The following is a 16,566-nucleotide window of genomic DNA, read 5'->3' on the forward strand; positions in this document are numbered from 1 at the left end:
GGGGCCGCTTCGGCGGTGCGCTGGGCCGGCACCCGCGGCCGGTCGGCCACCGCGCGCCCCTGGCGGTGCGCGGCGTCCCAGGTCAACGCGAGCAGTACGCCCACCGCGGCGGCGACCACAAGCGTCAGCCGGGTCGGCATCATCATCTCGACCAGTGGCAGGTCGTCCGAGACGTACGACCACGGGCCGCGCACCCCGGTCTCCACACCGTTGAACCGCACCCACGGCCCGATCGCGGCCACGCTGAACACCACGATGAGCACCGCGACGATCCGGGTGGCCAGTGAGCGGCGTACGAGCAGCACCAGAGCCACCACCGAGAGCAGCACCAGCGGCCAACCGAACCAGGTGTTCTGCTCGGTCAGGCCGATCGTCTTCTCCACGGCCGGGTCGCCGGCCCAGGTGTCCCGGGCGAAGGTGACGAAGGCGACCAGGTCCTCGCCCCAGTTGTGGAACACACCACCCTGCAGGCCCCGGTAGGACTGCGGGCCGTTGAACTGGAACCAGATCGGATACGCGGTGAGCACCAGGGCCAGTCCGCCGGCGACGCCGAGCCCGGCCAGGAACGTGCCGGCGGCGGCCCGGGTGGCCCGCGGCCGCTGCACGGCGTACGCCAGCACGATGACCAGGCAGGCCAGCGCGGTGAGCAGCAACATCTCCTCGTTGATGAAGATCTGGTACGCCACCAGCGCGCCGAGCACGAGCCCGTTGCGTCGCCAGCGGCCCGGCTCACCCAGGCTCAGCACCCGCACCACGATCAGCGGGAGCAGGAAGTTGGAGACGAAGTTCGGCTGGCCGTTGGCGTGGTGGATGATTCCCGGCGCGAAGCCGAGGAACGCGCCGCCGACGAACGCCGCCGCCCGGGAGCGCACCAGGTGGCGGGAGAGCATCCAGTACCCGGTGCCGGCGGTGGCCGCCAGGGCCGCGCCCAGGTAGAGCGCGTACATCACCTGGGGGCCGAGCAGCATGGTCAGCGGGGCCAGGGGCAGGGTCACCCCGAGCAGCGAGGTGTTGGCCATCATGTTGACCCCGTCCGGGGCGTTCTGACGGGCCGTGAACAGCGGGTTCTCCAGGTGCCGCACCGAGTACGCGCCGTGTGCGAACAGCCACTCGAACCAGCTGTGATCGGTGGGCAGGTGCGAGGAGACCCGGCCGGTGACGTCACCCCAGTAGTTGAGGCAGACGAAGACGCCGAGCAGCACATAGGCTCCGAGGGCCAACAGGTCGGCTCGGGCCGGGCGGCGTCGAGGCCGCCGTGTCGACTCGGCCTCGGCCGGGTCGACGTCGGTCAGGGAATTCAGCGAAGGGTCTACCACCGGCACGGCCACGACGCGCCATCGTACAGGCGGGGTTCCGTCGCTTTTGCCGGCCCGGTGCGCTGACGGTCGGTTTGCCGGACGGCGACCCGTCGGCCAGCCTTACCTGGTGACGGAGGGACGGTCGTTGTCGATCATCGAGCTGGGCGAGATCCGGGACGAGCCCGCGTCGACGCCTCCGGTTCGTCGCCCGCGCGCCGCCGGTCGCCCGCTGCGCGGGGCGGCGGTGCTGGTGCTCAGCCTGGTGGTGCTGGCCGGTGCCACGCCGTTTCCGCAGCGAACGGTGAGCGTGGTGCCGGCGTCGAGGACGGCGACGGCATACCTGGCCGGGGACGGCGTCTTCGTGGTCGACCCGCCGATACCCGACGGGGACCGCTACCTGACCTCGTACGCCCAACCGGCACCGGCCGGAACCGCGGTGCGGCGGCGGTGGCAGGCGCCGCTGGCCCGCACCGGTGACTACCTCGACGTCCGGGTCGAGCGGGGGTTGGTGCTGGCGATGGCGGTCAACGCCCCGAACCGCGTGTTCCAGACCACCGCCTTCGACGCCGCGACGGGCCGGCAACGCTGGCAGCATCCCGGTGCCCCCCAGCCGACAGCCGGCGGTGGTCTGCTGGTGACCGACGGCCGGGAGGACGGGTCGGGCGCGATGGGCGGGGTCGAGCCCCACACCGGCCGGGTGCTCTGGTCGGTGCCGATACCGCCGGCCGCCAGCCCCACCTACCACCTCAACCCCGAGGGTCACGTCGACCGGTTCGTGCTCGTGCAACCGACCGGCGAGGTGCAGGTGTACGACGCCGGCACCGGCCACCTGCTGCGCAGTATGGACACACTGCCCGGTGACCGGTCGGCGTACCAGCGGGTGCAGGTCGTCGACGACCTGCTGCTGCTCGTTCCGCCCGGCAGCACCCGGCTGGTGAGCTTCGGGCTGGCCGAGTTGGAGCCACGGTGGACCGCCGAGGTGACGCTGGTGTCGCATGTGCTCGACTGCGGTGGTCTGCTCTGCGCGGTACCGCAGACCGGTGGCGTGCAGGTGCTCGACCCGGCCACCGGCGCGGTGCGGTGGTCGGAGCCGGGCCAGGACAACCTGGCCGACGTGCGGTACGGCCGGTTGCTGATGGCCATGCCCGGCCGGGGGTACACGGTGCGGGACGCGGCGACCGGGCGGGTACGGACCGAGTTGGGCGCGTGGAGCCTGCTGCCGGTGCTCCGGCCGGACGATCCGCTGGTCGGTGCACGGCGCAGCGACGACGGCCGAATGGTCGTCGCCGAACTCGATCTGGTGGCCGGCCGAACGCGGATCGTCGACGTGCTGCCGGGCATCGCCGGCAGTTGCCAGGCGTCCCTGCCGGTCCTGCTCTGTCAGCGCCTCGACGGCACGACCGCGCTGTGGCGGTTGACGCGATGACCGGCCCGGTGATCGACCTCGGCGAGTTGCGGCACGACCCGGACCCGAACCCGATGCCCCGCCCGCCCCGCGCCCATGGTCGCCCGCTGCGCTGCGCGCTGGTCGTGCTGCTCGCGCTGGTCACGCTCGCCAGCGCCGCCGTGTCGCCATCCCGGCGAGCCCCGGTGACGCTGCCGGCCCGGCCCGGGTCCGACGTCATGGTCGACGGTGACCTCATCCTGGTCATGGAGCCGACCAACACCTCGACGCGGCAGGCGCGGCTGGCCGCGTACCGGCTGCCCGACGGCGAGCCGGTCTGGCAGGCGCCGCTGTCGGCGGAGGCCCGGTACTGGGGAATGACGTCGCTGGCCGGGATGCTGCTGGCCACCGGGTACGAGATCGGCCCGGAGGGTCGGGAGACACTCACGATCGCAATGGACCGGGCGACCGGGGCGTACCGGTGGCAGCAGCCGGGCACCGTCGCCAAGCTGGCCGACGGCAACCTGTTGCTGCGCAGCGGCGGCGAGACCGTACCGTCCAATCTGCGCGCGGTCGATCCGTGCTGCGGCACCGTGCGCTGGCAGCTACCCCCCACCACCGCCGAGATCAGCTTCCGGGACACCGGGTACGGGGTGGACCGGCTGGTGCTCAACCAGGGGAACGGGCTGGTCGAGGTCCGCGACGCGACCACCGGCGCGGCGCTGGCCCGTGCCGGGATGCGCCCACCCGGCGGCGCACCGCTCGGAATCGAGCTGATCGACGACCTGCTGCTGGCCATCGACAGAGGTTCGGGCACGATCAACGCGTACGAGCTGGATCGGCTGGATCGGCGCTGGACACGCACGAGCGGCCCGATCGAGTTCGCCCTGGACTGTGGGCCCGTCGTGTGTCTCCGCACCGGCGGCAACGAGCTGCAGGCGCTCGACCCCGCGACCGGCGACGTGCGCTGGCGCAGCGACCGCTGGTTGTGGGGCTGGCCGTACGAGGGCCGGCTGATGGCCAACATCAGCGGCTTCGGTCCGATGGAGCAGTACATCGTGCTCGATGCGCTGACCGGCCGGCAGCTGGCCGACCTGGGCAGGTGGGAGCTGTACCAACTCGGTGTCGGCGGCCGGCTGGTCGGCATCCGCCGGCATCCCGACGGAGGGGTGCTCGTCGGCGAGTTGGACATCGGCGCCGGCAAGGTGCACATCGTGGACGTGCTGCCCGACGCCACCGGGGAGTGTCAGGCGATCACCGGCTATCTGGTGTGCAGTGCCGCCCGGGCGGGCTCGTACCAGCTCTGGAGACTGGCCGACTGATCACCAGTTGGCCTGGGCGGGTGGTGGGGGCAGCGGCACCGACGCCTGTCGCAACACGTACGCCACCCCGCCGCTGCCGCGCTGCCAGACCGCCTCGAAACCCCGTCGGGGCACGGTACGACGGACCGCGTCGTCGTCCGGGGCGTACGGGTCGTTGAGCACCGGGTCGCCGTCGGCGGTGAAGCCCACCAGCACCATCAGGTGCCCTCCGGTGTCGTACCCGAGCCCCGGCACCTCGTCGGCCCGGAACGCGGCGGAGACGATCAGGGGGATGCCGGCGGCGACGAACGCCTCCGCCTCGACAAGCGACCGCAGTCGGGTGACGAACGCGTCCACCCCGTGCAGAGCGGCGTACGCGGTGTTGAACGGCCAGTTGCCGGCCCCGTCGTACGCGTGGTCGTAGCAGTGTCGAGCGGCGTGCACCACCACCGGACGTGGGCCGGACGGCTCCACCCAGGCGTAGCGGTCCGGCGCCGGCTCGGCACCCCAGTAGGCGAGCACCATCGAGATGCAGGTGGGGCTGCACCAGGAGTCACCCCCACCGCCCCACTGCGGGTACTGGCCGGCGTGCAGCCGCTGCGAGTAGCGGGGCACGTCCAGCACCCGGCCCCAGGCGGCGGACGAGGCGGCCTCCTGCGCGTACCCCTGGTCAGCGCTCGTTGGTCCGGTGGCGACCGCGCCGACGCTGCGCAGCACCGGGCCGGTCGGGCTACCGGCGGGCCGGCACAAGGTCACCCGCGCCTGCCAACCGGTGACCGTCGCTCCGGTCACGATCAGGGTGTCGGTGGCGACCCGGGCGGCACTGTCGCGCTGTCCGGGCAGCGAGGTGCGTCGTACCGCACGGTCGTCGGCGGCCCAGTGGGCCAGCCGGTACCAGTCGGTGCTGGGCGCGTCGTCGTGCCAGCCCCGCAGGTCGACCTCGATCCAGCAGCCGTCCGGGGTGTCCGCCGTCCAGGACGGCACCACCTCGGCGACGGCGAAGCCGACAGGTACCGGCGGCGACGTCCAGGTGCCCCGCTGCGCGACGCCGTCGAGGGCCAGCCCTCGACCGTTCGCGAGCAGGCCGTCGCCGCTGCCGCCGGCCATGTCGGCCGGCAGGAGGAAACCCCGGTAGGCGATGTCCCGTCGGGTGGGTGGTGCCGCAGTGGTCATGCCAGGTCCGTCCGTCGCTCGGTGCCGCCGGCCAGCATCGCGTACGCCGCGGTGGCCCGCAACGCCGGCCGGCGTGGGCGGCGAGGGACGATGGGTTGCCGGCCGGCACTAGGTTGGCGGTGGTCAGCAGCGAGGAGGCCGGGATGCGGGTACTGGTGGTCGAGGACGAGCGCAACCTCGCCGACGCGATCGCACGCGGGTTGCGCAAGCGGGGGATGGCGGTCGACGTGGCGTACGACGGCGACGCCGGCCACGAGGCGGCGTTTGTCACCCGGTACGACGTGGTGGTGCTCGACCGCGACCTGCCCGGCGTGCACGGCGACCAGATCTGTGCCGACCTGGCGGCCTCCGGCGCGTTGACCCGGGTGCTGATGCTCACGGCCAGCGGCACCGTGGCCGACCGGGTGGAGGGGTTGCAGCTCGGCGCGGACGACTACCTGCCCAAACCGTTCGCCTTCGACGAGCTGGTCGCCCGGGTGCAGGCGCTGGGCCGCCGGGCCACCCCGGCCGCGCCGCCGGTGCTCGAACTTGCCGACCTGGTGCTCGACCCGGCCCGCCGGGTGGCCACCCGCGCCGGCGTGCCGGTGGACCTCACCAACAAGGAGTTCGGGGTGCTCTGCGAACTACTCAAGGCGCGCGGCGCGGTGGTCTCCAGTGAGGAGCTGCTGGAACGGGTCTGGGACGCGAACACCGACCCGTTCACCACGATCGTCCGGGTCACCGTGATGACGCTGCGCAAGAAGCTCGGTGACCCGCCGCTGATCGAGACGGTGGTCGGCGCGGGCTACCGCACCGCCGAGGTAGGGGCATGAGCCGGCGGTTGCGGCCCACCCTGCGGTTGCGGCTGACCCTGCTCAACGGTGTGCTGCTCGTCGGGGCCGGAGCGATCCTGGTGCTGTTGGCCTGGCTGCTGGTCCGCGACGCGCTGCGACCCACCGACGAGTTGGTGCCCGGCACGACCGTGCTGCTCTCCGACGGCCGGGAGATGGACGCCGCCCAGTGGCAGCGGCAGTTGGTCGATGCCGCCTCCGGGGAGCTGCTGGCCAAGGGCCTGGTCGCGCTGTTGGCGATCAGCGTGGTGGGGGTGGCCGGTGCGTACGCGGTGGCGGGCCGGGCGCTGCGCCCACTGCACCAGGTCACGGCGACCGCGCAGCGGCTCGGTGAGGCGACCCTGGACCAGCGGATCGGTTACTCGGGCGCCGACGACGAGGTGGCCGAGCTGGCCAAGACGTTCGACGCCATGCTGGACCGGATCGCGTCCGCGTTCGAGGCCCAGAAGCGGTTCGTGGCGAACGCCTCGCACGAGCTGCGTACCCCGCTCGCGGTGATGCGGACGGAGATCGACGTGACGCTCAGCGACGACGACGCGGACGCCGCCGAGTACCGGCGGATGGCGACAGTGGTCCGGGACGCCTCCGAGCGGGCCAACGGCCTGGTGGACGCGCTGCTGGTGCTGGCCCGCAGCGAGGCGCAGACCGGGCGGCAGCTGGGCCGGCGGACCGAGTGTGACCTCGCCGCGGGCACCGCCAACGCGTTGTCGGCGATGCGCCGCGAGGTGGAACGGATCGGCCTGCGGGTGCAGACGTCGCTGGAGTCCGCGCCGGTCGTCGGCGACCCGGGGCTGCTCGACCGGCTGGCCGGAAACCTGATCGAGAACGCGGTCCGCTACAACCACCTGCACGGCCGGCTCTGGGTGCGTACCGGCACCGACGGCGACCGGTCCTGGCTGGTGGTGGGGAACACCGGTTTCGAGGTGGACCAGGCCGACGTGCCGGGGCTGTTCGAGCCGTTCCGGCGCGGCGGTCGGGAACGCACCGGCGCGCGTGGCTCCGGCCTGGGCCTGTCCATCGTCCGGGCGGTCTGTGACGCGCACGGCGGCACCGTACGGGTCATCGCGCAGTCGGGTGGTGGCCTGGAGGTGACGGTCACCCTGCCGTCGGCGGACGCCCCGGCCGTGCCCGGCACGGTGGTGCCCGCCGGCTGATCGGGGTTGCGCGCCCCGCTCGGCCGATGGCAAGATCGCCGGGTCAGCTCGGAGAGCGAAGGGGGGTGCGTCGATGTCCATCAGTCAGGGCTCCGCACCCCGGGTCTTCGCAGGCTGACCCCGGGCGGCGGAGCGTCCCCATCCGAAGATGGAGGGACCACCCGTGTATCCACGGATCCGCAACATCAGTTTCGACTGCCACGACACGTACACCCTGGCCGGCTTCTGGTCGGCGGTGCTCGGCTACGCCCGGCTCCCGGAGGACGTTCCGGGTGACCCGGAAGCTGCCCTGCTGCCGCCGGACGGTGCCACGCCGAACATGTTCTTCCAAGCGGTGCCCGAGGACAAGGTGACCAAGAACCGGGTGCACATCTGCCTGGAACCGGTCGACCGGACCCGCGACGAGGAAGTCGAGCGGGTGCTCGGCCTCGGGGCCACCATGGTCACCGACCAGCGGCGTACCGACGGGACGGGTTGGGCGGTTCTCGCCGACCCGGAGGGGAACGAGTTCTGCGTGCTCCGCAGCGCCGGGGAGCGGGTCGACACCACTGTGGAGGACCACACATGAGTTCGACGATCCACAACATCAGCATCGACTGTCACGACACGTACGCACTCGCCGGCTTCTGGGCGCAGGTCTTCGACTGCCCCCGGCATCCCGACGACTTCCCGGGCGACCCGGAGGCGATGCTCCTGCCGCCGGGTGGTCCGGAGGTGCTCTTCATCGCGGTGCCCGAGGGCAAGACGGTGAAGAACCGGCTGCACCTGGACCTGCAACCCGCTGACCGGACCCGGGCCGAGGAGGTCGAGCGGCTGCTCGGCATCGGCGCGACGCTCGTCGCCGACCACGTCGGCCCGACCGGCGGTGGTTGGGTGGTGCTCGCCGACCCGGAGGGCAACGAGTTCTGCGTGCTCGGCAACGCCGCCGAGCGGGCGGCCGCGGCGGCAGCGCGGGCCGCGGCGGCTGCGCCCGCCCCGGCGGAGGTTGCCGAACCGGCCTGACCGTCGACGTACGGCACGGGGCCCCGGCCACCCGAGGGTGGCCGGGGCCCCGGCTTCGTACCGATCAGGACTGCTGCTCGACCTGGCCCCGGATCGTGGTGAACTCGGCCTTCGCCTGGTCGGCGGACTTGAAGTACATCACCACCATGCCCAGACTGCCCCGGTCGGCCCAGACGCAGATGCCCAGCGGCACGGTCTCTGCCTTGCCGTCGCCGCAGCGCGCCTCACCGCCGAGCGGGCCGGCGTCGACGGCCGTCATCTCGCCCACCGTGAGCTGCTTGGACAGCCCGTTCACATAGGCGTCGAGTTCCTTCTTCGGGTCCGACAGCAGCCCGGAGACACCCGTGATCATGACGAGGTCCTGCTTGGTCGGGTCGCCGTAGAAGGCAGCGACCGTGCTGGTCTCGTTCCCGGCCGCCGTCTTCATCCCGCTGACCGCCTGGTCGGCGGCCGTCTGCAGCTCCGGGGTGGTGAGCTTCGGCCGGCCGGCGAGGGTGGCCGGCGCGACCACCCGGGTCTTGCTGGCGTCCACCACGGCGCCCACGTCGTCCTTGACGACGAACCAGGTGATCGCCACGCCACCGAGGCAGAGCACCAGCACCACGGCCAACACGATCAGCACGATCTTGCCGACGTTCGACTTCTTCGCCGGGGGCGGGCCACCGGCCAGGTTCGGGTCACCGTACGGCTGGCCCGGCTGTGCGGGCGGGAAGCCAGGCTGCGCGGGCGGGAAGCCCGGCTGTCCGGGCGGGAAGCCACCGGGCTGCTGCGGGTGTCCCTGTTGCTGCGGCGGCGGCCAACCGCCAGGCTGCTGGCCCGGCTGCCGCGAAGGGTCGGGGGAATCGTGCGGCGGGCCGTAGGGATTGGCCGGCGGCTGGGACATCAGTCAGCTCCAAGATGGGTGTGCAAAACGCGTGATCCTAACCCGGTGCGGAGCCCGCCGTTGTCCCTGCGCAGATCCGCGCCCGGCAATGACCTGATCACAAACGGTCGCGGTGGCCGGTCCGTCCACGAGGGACGGTCCGACCACCGCGACGGTGGTGCTGCGATCGTCAGGCCGACAGGCTCGCCGCACCGCGCGGGAGGAACCGCCGGCCGGTGACCCGCTCGGAGGTGCCGGTCCGGTCCAGGTACGGCGTGACGCCGCCCAGGTGGAACGGCCAACCGGCGCCCAGGATCATGCACAGGTCGATGTCCTGTGCCTCGGCGACCACACCCTCGTCCAGCATCAGCCGGATCTCCTGCGCGAGCGCGTCGAGGGCGTTCTGGCGTACCTGCTCGGCGGTCAACGGCTGGTCACCCACCACGAGCAGCGCGGCCACCTCCTCGTTGACCTGGTCGTCGACCACGATCGGCCGACCGGAGTCGGCGATCCGCTTGAGGTTCTCGCTGACCCCGAACCGGTCCGGGTACGCGGCGTGCAGGGTGCCGCCCACGTGGTACGCGACGGCCGGCCCGACCAACTGGAGCAGGGCGAGCGGGCGCATCGGCAGGCCCAGCGGGTCCAGTGCGCTGTTCGCCACGTCCAGCGGGGTGCCGGCGTCGACGGCGGCGAAGACGGTGCCCAGGAAGCGGGTGAGCAGCCGGTTCACCACGAACGCCGGAGCGTCCTTGACCAGCACGCTCGATTTCTTGAGCTGCTTACCCACGGCGAACGCGGTGGCCAGGGTGACGTCGTCGGTGCGCTCGCCCCGGACGATCTCCAGCAGCGGCAGCACCGCCACCGGGTTGAAGAAGTGGAAGCCGACCACCCGCTCCGGGTGCTCCAACTCGGCGGCCATCTCGGTGATCGACAGCGAGCTGGTGTTGGTGGCGAGCACCGCCTCCGGAGAGACGATCTTCTCCAACTCGGCCCAGACCTGCTTCTTGACGCCCAGGTCCTCGAAGACCGCCTCGATGACGAAGTCCGCGTCGGCGAAGGCGCTCTTGTCGACCGTGCCGCTGACCAGGCCGTACAGCTTGGCGGCGGTGCCCTTGTCCATCCGGCCCTTGGTGACGGCCTTCTCGATCTGGGTGTGCACGTAGCCGACGCCCTTGTCCACCCGGGACTGGTCGAGGTCGGTCATCACCACCGGCACCTGGAGGCGGCGGGCGAACAGCAGCGCCAGTTGGCTGGCCATCAGGCCCGCGCCGACGATGCCGACCTTGGTGATCGTGCGGGCCAGGCCCTTGTCCGGTGCGCCGGCCGGGCGCTTGGCCCGCCGCTGCACCAGGTCGAACGCGTACAGGCCGCTGCGCAGCTCCTCGGAGAAGACCAGGTCCGCGAGGGCCTCGTCCTCGGCGGCGGTGCCGGCGGCGAAGTCGCCGTCCTTCGCCGTCTCCAGCAGGTCGAGCGCCTTGTACGCGGCCGGGACCGCACCGTGCAGCCGCTGATTCAGCGTCTCTCGGGCGAAGTAGAGCACGCCCGCCCACATGTCCTTGTCGACCTCGGGCCGGGTCACGGTGACCTGACCCCGGACCACGCCGGCGGCCCACTCCAGGGACCGCTCCAGGAAGTCCGCCGGCTCCAGCAGGATGTCCGCGATGCCCAGCTCGGCCGCCTGCTTGGGCTTGAGCATCTTGTTCTGCATCAGCGGGTTCTGGATGATCACCTGGGTCGCGGCCGGGATGCCGATCAGGTTCGGCAGCAACTGGGTGCCGCCCCAGCCGGGCACCAGACCGAGGGAGACCTCGGGCAGCGCGAGGGCCGCCGCGCCGCCGGAGAGCGTCCGGTAGTGGCAGTGCAACGCCAGCTCCAGGCCACCGCCCATAGCCGCGCCGTTGACGAACGCGAAGGTGGGGACCGTGCTGTCCTTGAGCCGGGCGAAGACCCGGTGGCCGAGCCGGCCGATCTCCAACGCCTGCGCGCGGTCGGCGAGCTGCGGCAGGCCGACGATGTCCGCGCCCACACAGAAGATGTACGGCTTGCCGGTCACCGCGATGAACGCCGGGTCGGCGGCCAGCGCGGCGGTGATCGCCTCATCGAGGCTGGCCAGCCCACCCGGGCCGAAGGTGTTCGGCTTGGTGTGGTCGAAGCCGTTGTCCAGCGTGATCAGGGCGGCGGGCCGGTCCAGCCCCGGCACGTTCACCTGGCGCAGCAGCGCCCGGGTGACGACCTCGTTCGGTGCCTTCACTTGTTGCCACCCTCCCAGTGCGGGTTCTCCCAGATGACCGTGCCGCCCATGCCGATGCCGATGCACATCGCCGTGAGGCCGTAGCGGACCTCGGGGTGCTCGGCGAACTGACGGGCCAGCTGCGTCATCAGCCGCACGCCGGAGGAGGCCAGCGGGTGACCGATGGCGATCGCGCCGCCCCACGGGTTGACCCGCGCGTCGTCGTCGGCGATGCCGAAGTGGTCGAGGAAGGCGAGCACCTGCACCGCGAACGCCTCGTTCAGCTCGAACAGGCCGATGTCGTCGATGCTGAGCCCGGCGAGGCGCAGCGCCTTCTCCGTCGACGGGATCGGGCCGACGCCCATCACCTCCGGCTCGACGCCGACGAAGCCGAACGACACCAGCCGCATGGCGACCGGCAGGCCCAGCTCGCGGGCGGTGGCCTCGTCGGCCAGCAGACTCGCGGTGGCACCGTCGTTCAGGCCGGCCGCGTTGCCCGCGGTGACCTTGCCGTGCGGCCGGAACGGGGTCTTCAGGGTGGCCAGCTTCTCCAGCGAGGTGTCCCGCGGGGCCTCGTCGACCGTGGCCAGACCCCAGCCGCCCTCCGCGTCGCGGATCGACATCGGCACCAGGTCGTCCTGGAGCTTGCCGTTGGCGTACGCCTTGGCGGTCTTCTGCTGCGAGGCGAGCGCGAACGCGTCGGTGCGCGCCTTGGTGATGTGCGGGACCATGTCGTGCAGGTTCTCCGCGGTCGCGCCCATCACCAGTGCGGACGGGTCGACAAGCTTCTCCGCGATGATGCGCGGGTTGGGGTCGACGCCCTCGCCCATCGGGTGGTGGCCCATGTGCTCGACGCCGCCCGCGATGGCGATGTCGTACGCGCCCATGGCGATGCCGCTGGCCACGGTGGTGACCGCGGTCATCGCCCCCGCGCACATCCGGTCGATGGCGAAGCCGGGAACGGTCTTGGGCAGCCCGGCCAGCAGGGCGGCGGTGCGGCCGATGGTGAGGCCCTGGTCGCCGATCTGGGTGGTGGCCGCGATGGCGACCTCCTCGACCCGCTCCGGGGGCAGCTGCGGGTTGCGACGCAGCAGTTCCCGGATGCAGCGGATCACCAGGTCGTCGGCGCGGGTGTTGGCGTACATGCCACCCGCCTTGCCGAACGGGGTACGGACGCCGTCGACGAAGACGACGTCGCGAACTTCACGGGGCACTTGAGCCTCCTATTCGACCGTGGTTCGGCCTTCGCGCCGGGCGGCACGCCGGACCGGACAAGGGTCGCCGACACGGGCACGTTTCCCTCGGATGCTACTCGCCAGTAACCAACCCCGCGCCCACCCCCCGCTGTGGCCCACCCCACACCCGACTCCGGTCGATCATGAAGTTGTTGCCGGGACACGCCGGCGCGTGTGGCAATAACTTCATGATCAACAGCGGGAGGGGGTGGTGGGTCAGGAGGGGGTGGGGGCTGGTGGGGTCAGGGCTTCGGTTAGGGCGGGGGTGAGGAGGCCGATCTGCCACTCGCGGGCGTTGAGGCCGCGCAGGGTCTCCGCGACCGACTCCTCGGTGATCTCCTCCGGTGGGGTCCAGGCCAGCCGGCGGACCGAATCCGGAGTGATCAGGTTCTCCGGCGGAAGGTTGTGCGCACCGGCGATGCGGATCACGACCTCCCGGCAGCGGGCCAGCCGACCGGCCGCCACCGGGTCCCGTTCGGCCCACCGGTGCGGCGGGGGCGGGCCCTCCACGGCCGGCGAGACCGGCAGCGAATCCTCCGGCAACTGCCGGGCGTCGTCGAGCGCGGCGAGCCAGGTGCGGGCCAGCCGACGGACCGACCGACCACCGAAACCGGGCAGGGTCAGCAGGGTCTTCTCGTCCTTCGGGTCCAGCTCGGCCGCGGCGATGATCGCCGAGTCGGGCAGCACCCGACCGGGAGCGGCGTCCCGCCGGGCCGCGATCTGGTCCCGGGCGTACCACATCGAGCGGACCCGGGCCTGGGCCCGCGCACCCCGCAGCCGGTGGATGCCCGAGGTACGCCGCCACGGCTCCGCCCGGACCCGGGGCGGGCGTGCCCCGGTGCGGACCAGCGCGGCGAACTCCTCCGCGGCCCAGGCCGACTTGCCCTGCCGGGTCAACTCGGCGTCGAGCGCGTCCCGAAGGTCGGTGAGCAACTCCACGTCGAGGGCGGCGTACGTCAACCACGACTCGGGCAGCGGTCGGCTCGACCAGTCGGCCGCCGAGTGGTGCTTCTCCAGGGTGAACCCGAGCAGCTGCTCGGTGAGCGCGGCCAGCCCGACGCGTTCGAAGCCGGCCAGTCGGGCCGCCAGCTCGGTGTCGAACAGTCGGCGTGGACGCAACCCCACCTCGGCCAGGCAGGGCAGGTCCTGGCTGGCCGCGTGGAGGACCCACTCGGCCTCGCCGATCACCGCGTCCAGCGCGCTGAGGTCGGGCAGGGGCAGCGGGTCGATCAGCGCCGTGCCCGCACCGGCCCGGCGCAGTTGCACCAGGTACGCGCGCTGGCTGTAGCGGTAGCCGGAAGCCCGCTCGGCGTCCAGGGCGACCGGGCCGGTGCCCGCCGCGAAGCGGGCCACGACCTCGGCAAGCTCGGCCGGGGCGGCCACCGGATCGGGGGTGCCGTCACGCGGGGCGATCAGCGGAACGGGCCCACCGTCGGCCGGGTCGGCCCCCTCGCCCGCCGGCTGCGGCTGGGCCGACGGCGGGTGCTGGGGTGCGTTTCCCGGAAGTTCTTCGGTGGGCCGACGGCGCAGGGGTGGTTCGTCGGTCACCTGCCAACCCTAGTGCGCGCGGAGATCCGGTGGGTGCAGCCGGTCCGGCGTGTGTCGATCAGGTGTCCGCGAAGTGTCCTTCCGGGCGCCGAACATCAGGCTGCGCCGGCGGGTCGGCGGTCGGCGAGGGCGGTCACGCCGGGTGGGGGAAGACCGGCGGTGGAGGCGAGCAACGCGCACCAGCCGAGCAGGTGTGGGGTCAGGTCGTCGTCGATCGGCGTCCAGGACGCGCGGATCTCGATGTCACCGATGGTCGGTGGCCCGGCAAGATCGCCGAACCGGGTCGACATGGTCTGCGTCACCGTCCCGCCGATCGCCCGGTGGCCGGCGTCCTGGGCGTCCAACGCGTCGGTCAGCCACGTCCAGCCGACCCCGGGCAGCAGCGGGTCGGCGGCCAGGTCGACCTCCAACTCGGCGGTCACGTAGGTGACCAGCCGCAGGGTGCCCTGCCACGCCTCGTGCCCGACCGGGTTGTGCAGCAGGATCAGCCGGCCGGTCGCCACCTCGTCGTCGTCGCGCAGCACGGTCGCGGCGAGCGCGAACGCGTACGGGGCGAGCCGCTGGGGGGCGCCGACCTCCTCCAGGGTGATCTCCGGCCGGGGGGCGGCCGACCGCAGCCCGGCGACCGCGCGGGCGAAGGTCTCCGGGAGCGCGATCGGGGGGGCCATGTCGGCAGCCTATGCCGACGCCCGCCCCCCGCTTCGACGGCGCGCCGACGCTCACCGAGGGGCCCCTGCTTCGACTTCGAGGTAAGGAACGGTGCCCTTCCTCTCACCCCCACCCGGTTGGGGGTGGCGGGCGTGGCACGATTGCGGCGATGACCACGGACACCACGGGCACTGTCGCCCGAGACGGAGATTCCCGCCCCGGCGGACCGGCCGACTCGCCCTTCATCCGGGCCTGCCGACGTCGGCCCGTTCCGCACACCCCGGTCTGGTTCATGCGCCAGGCCGGCCGCTCCCTTCCGGAGTACCGGGAGATCCGGGCGAGCGTGCCGATGTTGGAGTCCTGCCGCCGCCCGGAGCTGGTCACCGAGATCACCCTCCAGCCGGTGCGCCGGCACGGCGTGGACGCCGCCATCCTGTTCAGCGACATCGTGGTGCCCGTCGCCGCGGCCGGGATCGACCTGGACATCGTGCCGGGCACCGGCCCGGTCGTCGCCGAGCCGATCCGCACCGCCGCCGACGTGGAACGGATCCGCCTGATCACCCGCGACGACGTCTCGTACGTGGACGAGGCCGTCCGGCAGTTGGTGGTCGAGCTGGGCGACACCCCGCTGATCGGGTTCGCCGGTGCGCCGTTCACGCTGGCCAGCTACCTGGTCGAGGGCGGGCCGTCGCGCACCCACGCGAAGACCAAGGCCCTGATGTACGGCGATCCCGAGCTGTGGCACGCGCTCTGCGCCCGGCTGGCCGAGGTGACGCTGACCTTCCTGCGGGTGCAGATCGACGCCGGCGTCTCCGCCGTGCAGCTGTTCGACTCGTGGGCCGGCGCGCTCTCCGAGGCCGACTACCGCCGTTTCGTGTTGCCGCACTCGACCACCGTGCTGAGTGGGCTCGTCAGCGCCGGGGTGCCCCGGATTCACTTCGGGGTGGGCACCGGCGAGCTGCTCGGCGCGATGGGCGAGGCCGGGGCGGACGTGGTCGGCGTCGACTGGCGTACGCCGCTGGACGTGGCCACCGGCCGGATCGGCGCGGACAAGGCGGTGCAGGGCAACCTGGACCCGTGCGTGCTGCTGGCGCCGTGGCCGGTCGTCGAGGCCGAGGTGCGCCGCATCCTGGAGCAGGGCCGGGCGGCCCCCGGACACGTGTTCAACCTCGGCCACGGGGTGCTGCCGGAGACCGACCCGGAGGTGCTGACCCGGGTGGTCGCGCTGGTGCACGAGCTGTCCAGCCGCCGGGCCGACCAGGGCTGACCGGTGACGCGGCAGCCCTGGCGGGTGGCGGTGGTCGGCGGCGGGATCGCCGGGCTGGCCGCCGCGGTCCGCCTGCGCGACCGCGCTCCGGCCGGCACCGAGATCACTGTGTACGAGCAGTCCGGCGCGCTGGGCGGGAAGCTGCGCACCGGGGAGCTGGCTGGTCAGCCGGTGGAGTTCGGCGCGGAGTCGTTCCTGATGCGCGACCCGACCGGCGCCGAGAGCGCGGCGGTGGCGTTGGCCCGCCGGCTCGGGCTGGCCGAGAAGATCGTGCACCCCACGGTGGGGCAGGCCGCGCTTGTCGTCGACGGGGGGCTGCGCCCCATCCCGGGCGGCACCCTGGTGGGCGTACCCGGGGATCTGGACCGGGTGACCACGGTGGCCCGCCCGGCCGCGGACGCCGACACCGACGGCGGTCGGCCGCTTGTCAGGCCGGACGCGGACGTCTCGGTGGGCGCGCTGGTCCGGTCCCGCTTCGGGGACGAGGTGGTCGAGCGACTGGTCGACCCGATGCTGGGCGGCGTGTACGCGGGCCGCGCCGACGATCTTTCCCTGGTCACGACGATGCCGGCGCTGGCCCGCGCGGCCCGGGTGGAGCACACCCTGGTCGGCGCGGTCCGGGCCGCGCAGGCCG

Annotated in this window: 15 protein-coding genes; 8 read left to right on the top strand and 7 right to left on the bottom strand. The window is 72.7% G+C overall.

Annotated features, from left to right (window positions below; translation table 11 throughout):
• The coding region (locus PSH25_RS20480; protein ID WP_238660644.1) for a DUF6311 domain-containing protein at positions 1-1,316 on the bottom strand (1,316 nt) is incomplete at its 3' end.
• A gap of 109 nt (positions 1,317-1,425) precedes the next feature.
• On the opposite strand from PSH25_RS20480, the gene PSH25_RS20485 reads away from it, so the two are divergent.
• Positions 1,426-2,724: an outer membrane protein assembly factor BamB family protein gene (locus PSH25_RS20485; RefSeq protein WP_238660632.1), complete on the top strand. Its 1,299-nt coding sequence runs from the start codon at positions 1,426-1,428 to the stop codon at positions 2,722-2,724.
• A complete protein-coding gene (locus PSH25_RS20490; RefSeq protein ID WP_238660633.1) occupies positions 2,721-4,004 on the top strand; it encodes an outer membrane protein assembly factor BamB family protein in 1,284 nt (427 codons plus the stop codon). Before PSH25_RS20485 ends, PSH25_RS20490 begins: the two co-directional genes overlap by 4 nt.
• Here the strand turns inward: PSH25_RS20490 and PSH25_RS20495 are convergent, their stop codons facing one another.
• Complete coding sequence (locus PSH25_RS20495; RefSeq protein WP_238660634.1) at positions 4,005-5,156, bottom strand: C39 family peptidase; 1,152 nt, start codon at positions 5,154-5,156, stop codon at positions 4,005-4,007.
• 143 nt (positions 5,157-5,299) lie between these two features.
• Here PSH25_RS20495 and PSH25_RS20500 point away from each other — a divergent pair, with 143 nt between their 5' ends.
• From PSH25_RS20500 to PSH25_RS20515, 4 genes are all read left to right on the top strand, one after another.
• A complete protein-coding gene (locus PSH25_RS20500; protein ID WP_112586810.1) occupies positions 5,300-5,968 on the top strand; it encodes a response regulator transcription factor in 669 nt (222 codons plus the stop codon).
• The gene (locus PSH25_RS20505; RefSeq protein ID WP_238660635.1) at positions 5,965-7,140 is read left to right on the top strand and encodes a sensor histidine kinase; all 1,176 of its coding nucleotides are present in this window, start codon (positions 5,965-5,967) and stop codon (positions 7,138-7,140) included. Before PSH25_RS20500 ends, PSH25_RS20505 begins: the two co-directional genes overlap by 4 nt.
• A 148-nt stretch (positions 7,141-7,288) precedes the next feature.
• Complete coding sequence (locus PSH25_RS20510; protein WP_238660636.1) at positions 7,289-7,708, top strand: VOC family protein; 420 nt, start codon at positions 7,289-7,291, stop codon at positions 7,706-7,708.
• Complete coding sequence (locus PSH25_RS20515; protein ID WP_238660637.1) at positions 7,705-8,142, top strand: VOC family protein; 438 nt, start codon at positions 7,705-7,707, stop codon at positions 8,140-8,142. Before PSH25_RS20510 ends, PSH25_RS20515 begins: the two co-directional genes overlap by 4 nt.
• Positions 8,143-8,206: 64 nt before the next feature.
• Here PSH25_RS20515 and PSH25_RS20520 read toward each other — a convergent pair whose 3' ends face one another.
• The 5 genes from PSH25_RS20520 to PSH25_RS20540 all read right to left on the bottom strand — a co-directional run bounded on the left by PSH25_RS20520 (position 8,207) and on the right by PSH25_RS20540 (position 14,685).
• A complete protein-coding gene (locus PSH25_RS20520) occupies positions 8,207-9,025 on the bottom strand; it encodes a hypothetical protein (RefSeq protein WP_238660638.1) in 819 nt (272 codons plus the stop codon).
• Between the two features lie 169 nt (positions 9,026-9,194).
• Positions 9,195-11,255, bottom strand: a complete 2,061-nt coding sequence (locus PSH25_RS20525; protein ID WP_238660639.1) for a 3-hydroxyacyl-CoA dehydrogenase NAD-binding domain-containing protein — start codon at positions 11,253-11,255, stop codon at positions 9,195-9,197.
• A complete protein-coding gene (locus PSH25_RS20530; protein ID WP_238660640.1) occupies positions 11,252-12,448 on the bottom strand; it encodes a thiolase family protein in 1,197 nt (398 codons plus the stop codon). Before PSH25_RS20530 ends, PSH25_RS20525 begins: the two co-directional genes overlap by 4 nt.
• A 237-nt stretch (positions 12,449-12,685) precedes the next feature.
• Positions 12,686-14,017 carry a ribonuclease D gene (locus tag PSH25_RS20535; protein ID WP_238660641.1) on the bottom strand — a complete coding sequence of 444 codons (1,332 nt, stop codon included), beginning with the start codon at positions 14,015-14,017 and terminating at the stop codon, positions 12,686-12,688.
• 95 nt (positions 14,018-14,112) lie between these two features.
• Complete coding sequence (locus PSH25_RS20540) at positions 14,113-14,685, bottom strand: DUF3000 domain-containing protein (protein ID WP_196927813.1); 573 nt, start codon at positions 14,683-14,685, stop codon at positions 14,113-14,115.
• 149 nt (positions 14,686-14,834) lie between these two features.
• Between PSH25_RS20540 and hemE the strand changes: the two genes are divergently transcribed.
• Together hemE and hemG are read left to right on the top strand one after the other, a co-directional pair.
• Positions 14,835-15,932, top strand: coding sequence for a uroporphyrinogen decarboxylase (gene hemE, locus PSH25_RS20545; protein WP_238660642.1), 1,098 nt, complete (start codon positions 14,835-14,837; stop codon positions 15,930-15,932).
• Between the two features lie 3 nt (positions 15,933-15,935).
• A partial coding sequence (gene hemG / locus PSH25_RS20550) for a protoporphyrinogen oxidase (RefSeq protein ID WP_238660643.1) occupies positions 15,936-16,566 on the top strand: 631 nt, incomplete at its 3' end.

It is taken from the genome of Micromonospora foliorum (genome assembly GCF_022229015.1).
Classification (GTDB): domain Bacteria; phylum Actinomycetota; class Actinomycetes; order Mycobacteriales; family Micromonosporaceae; genus Micromonospora; species Micromonospora foliorum.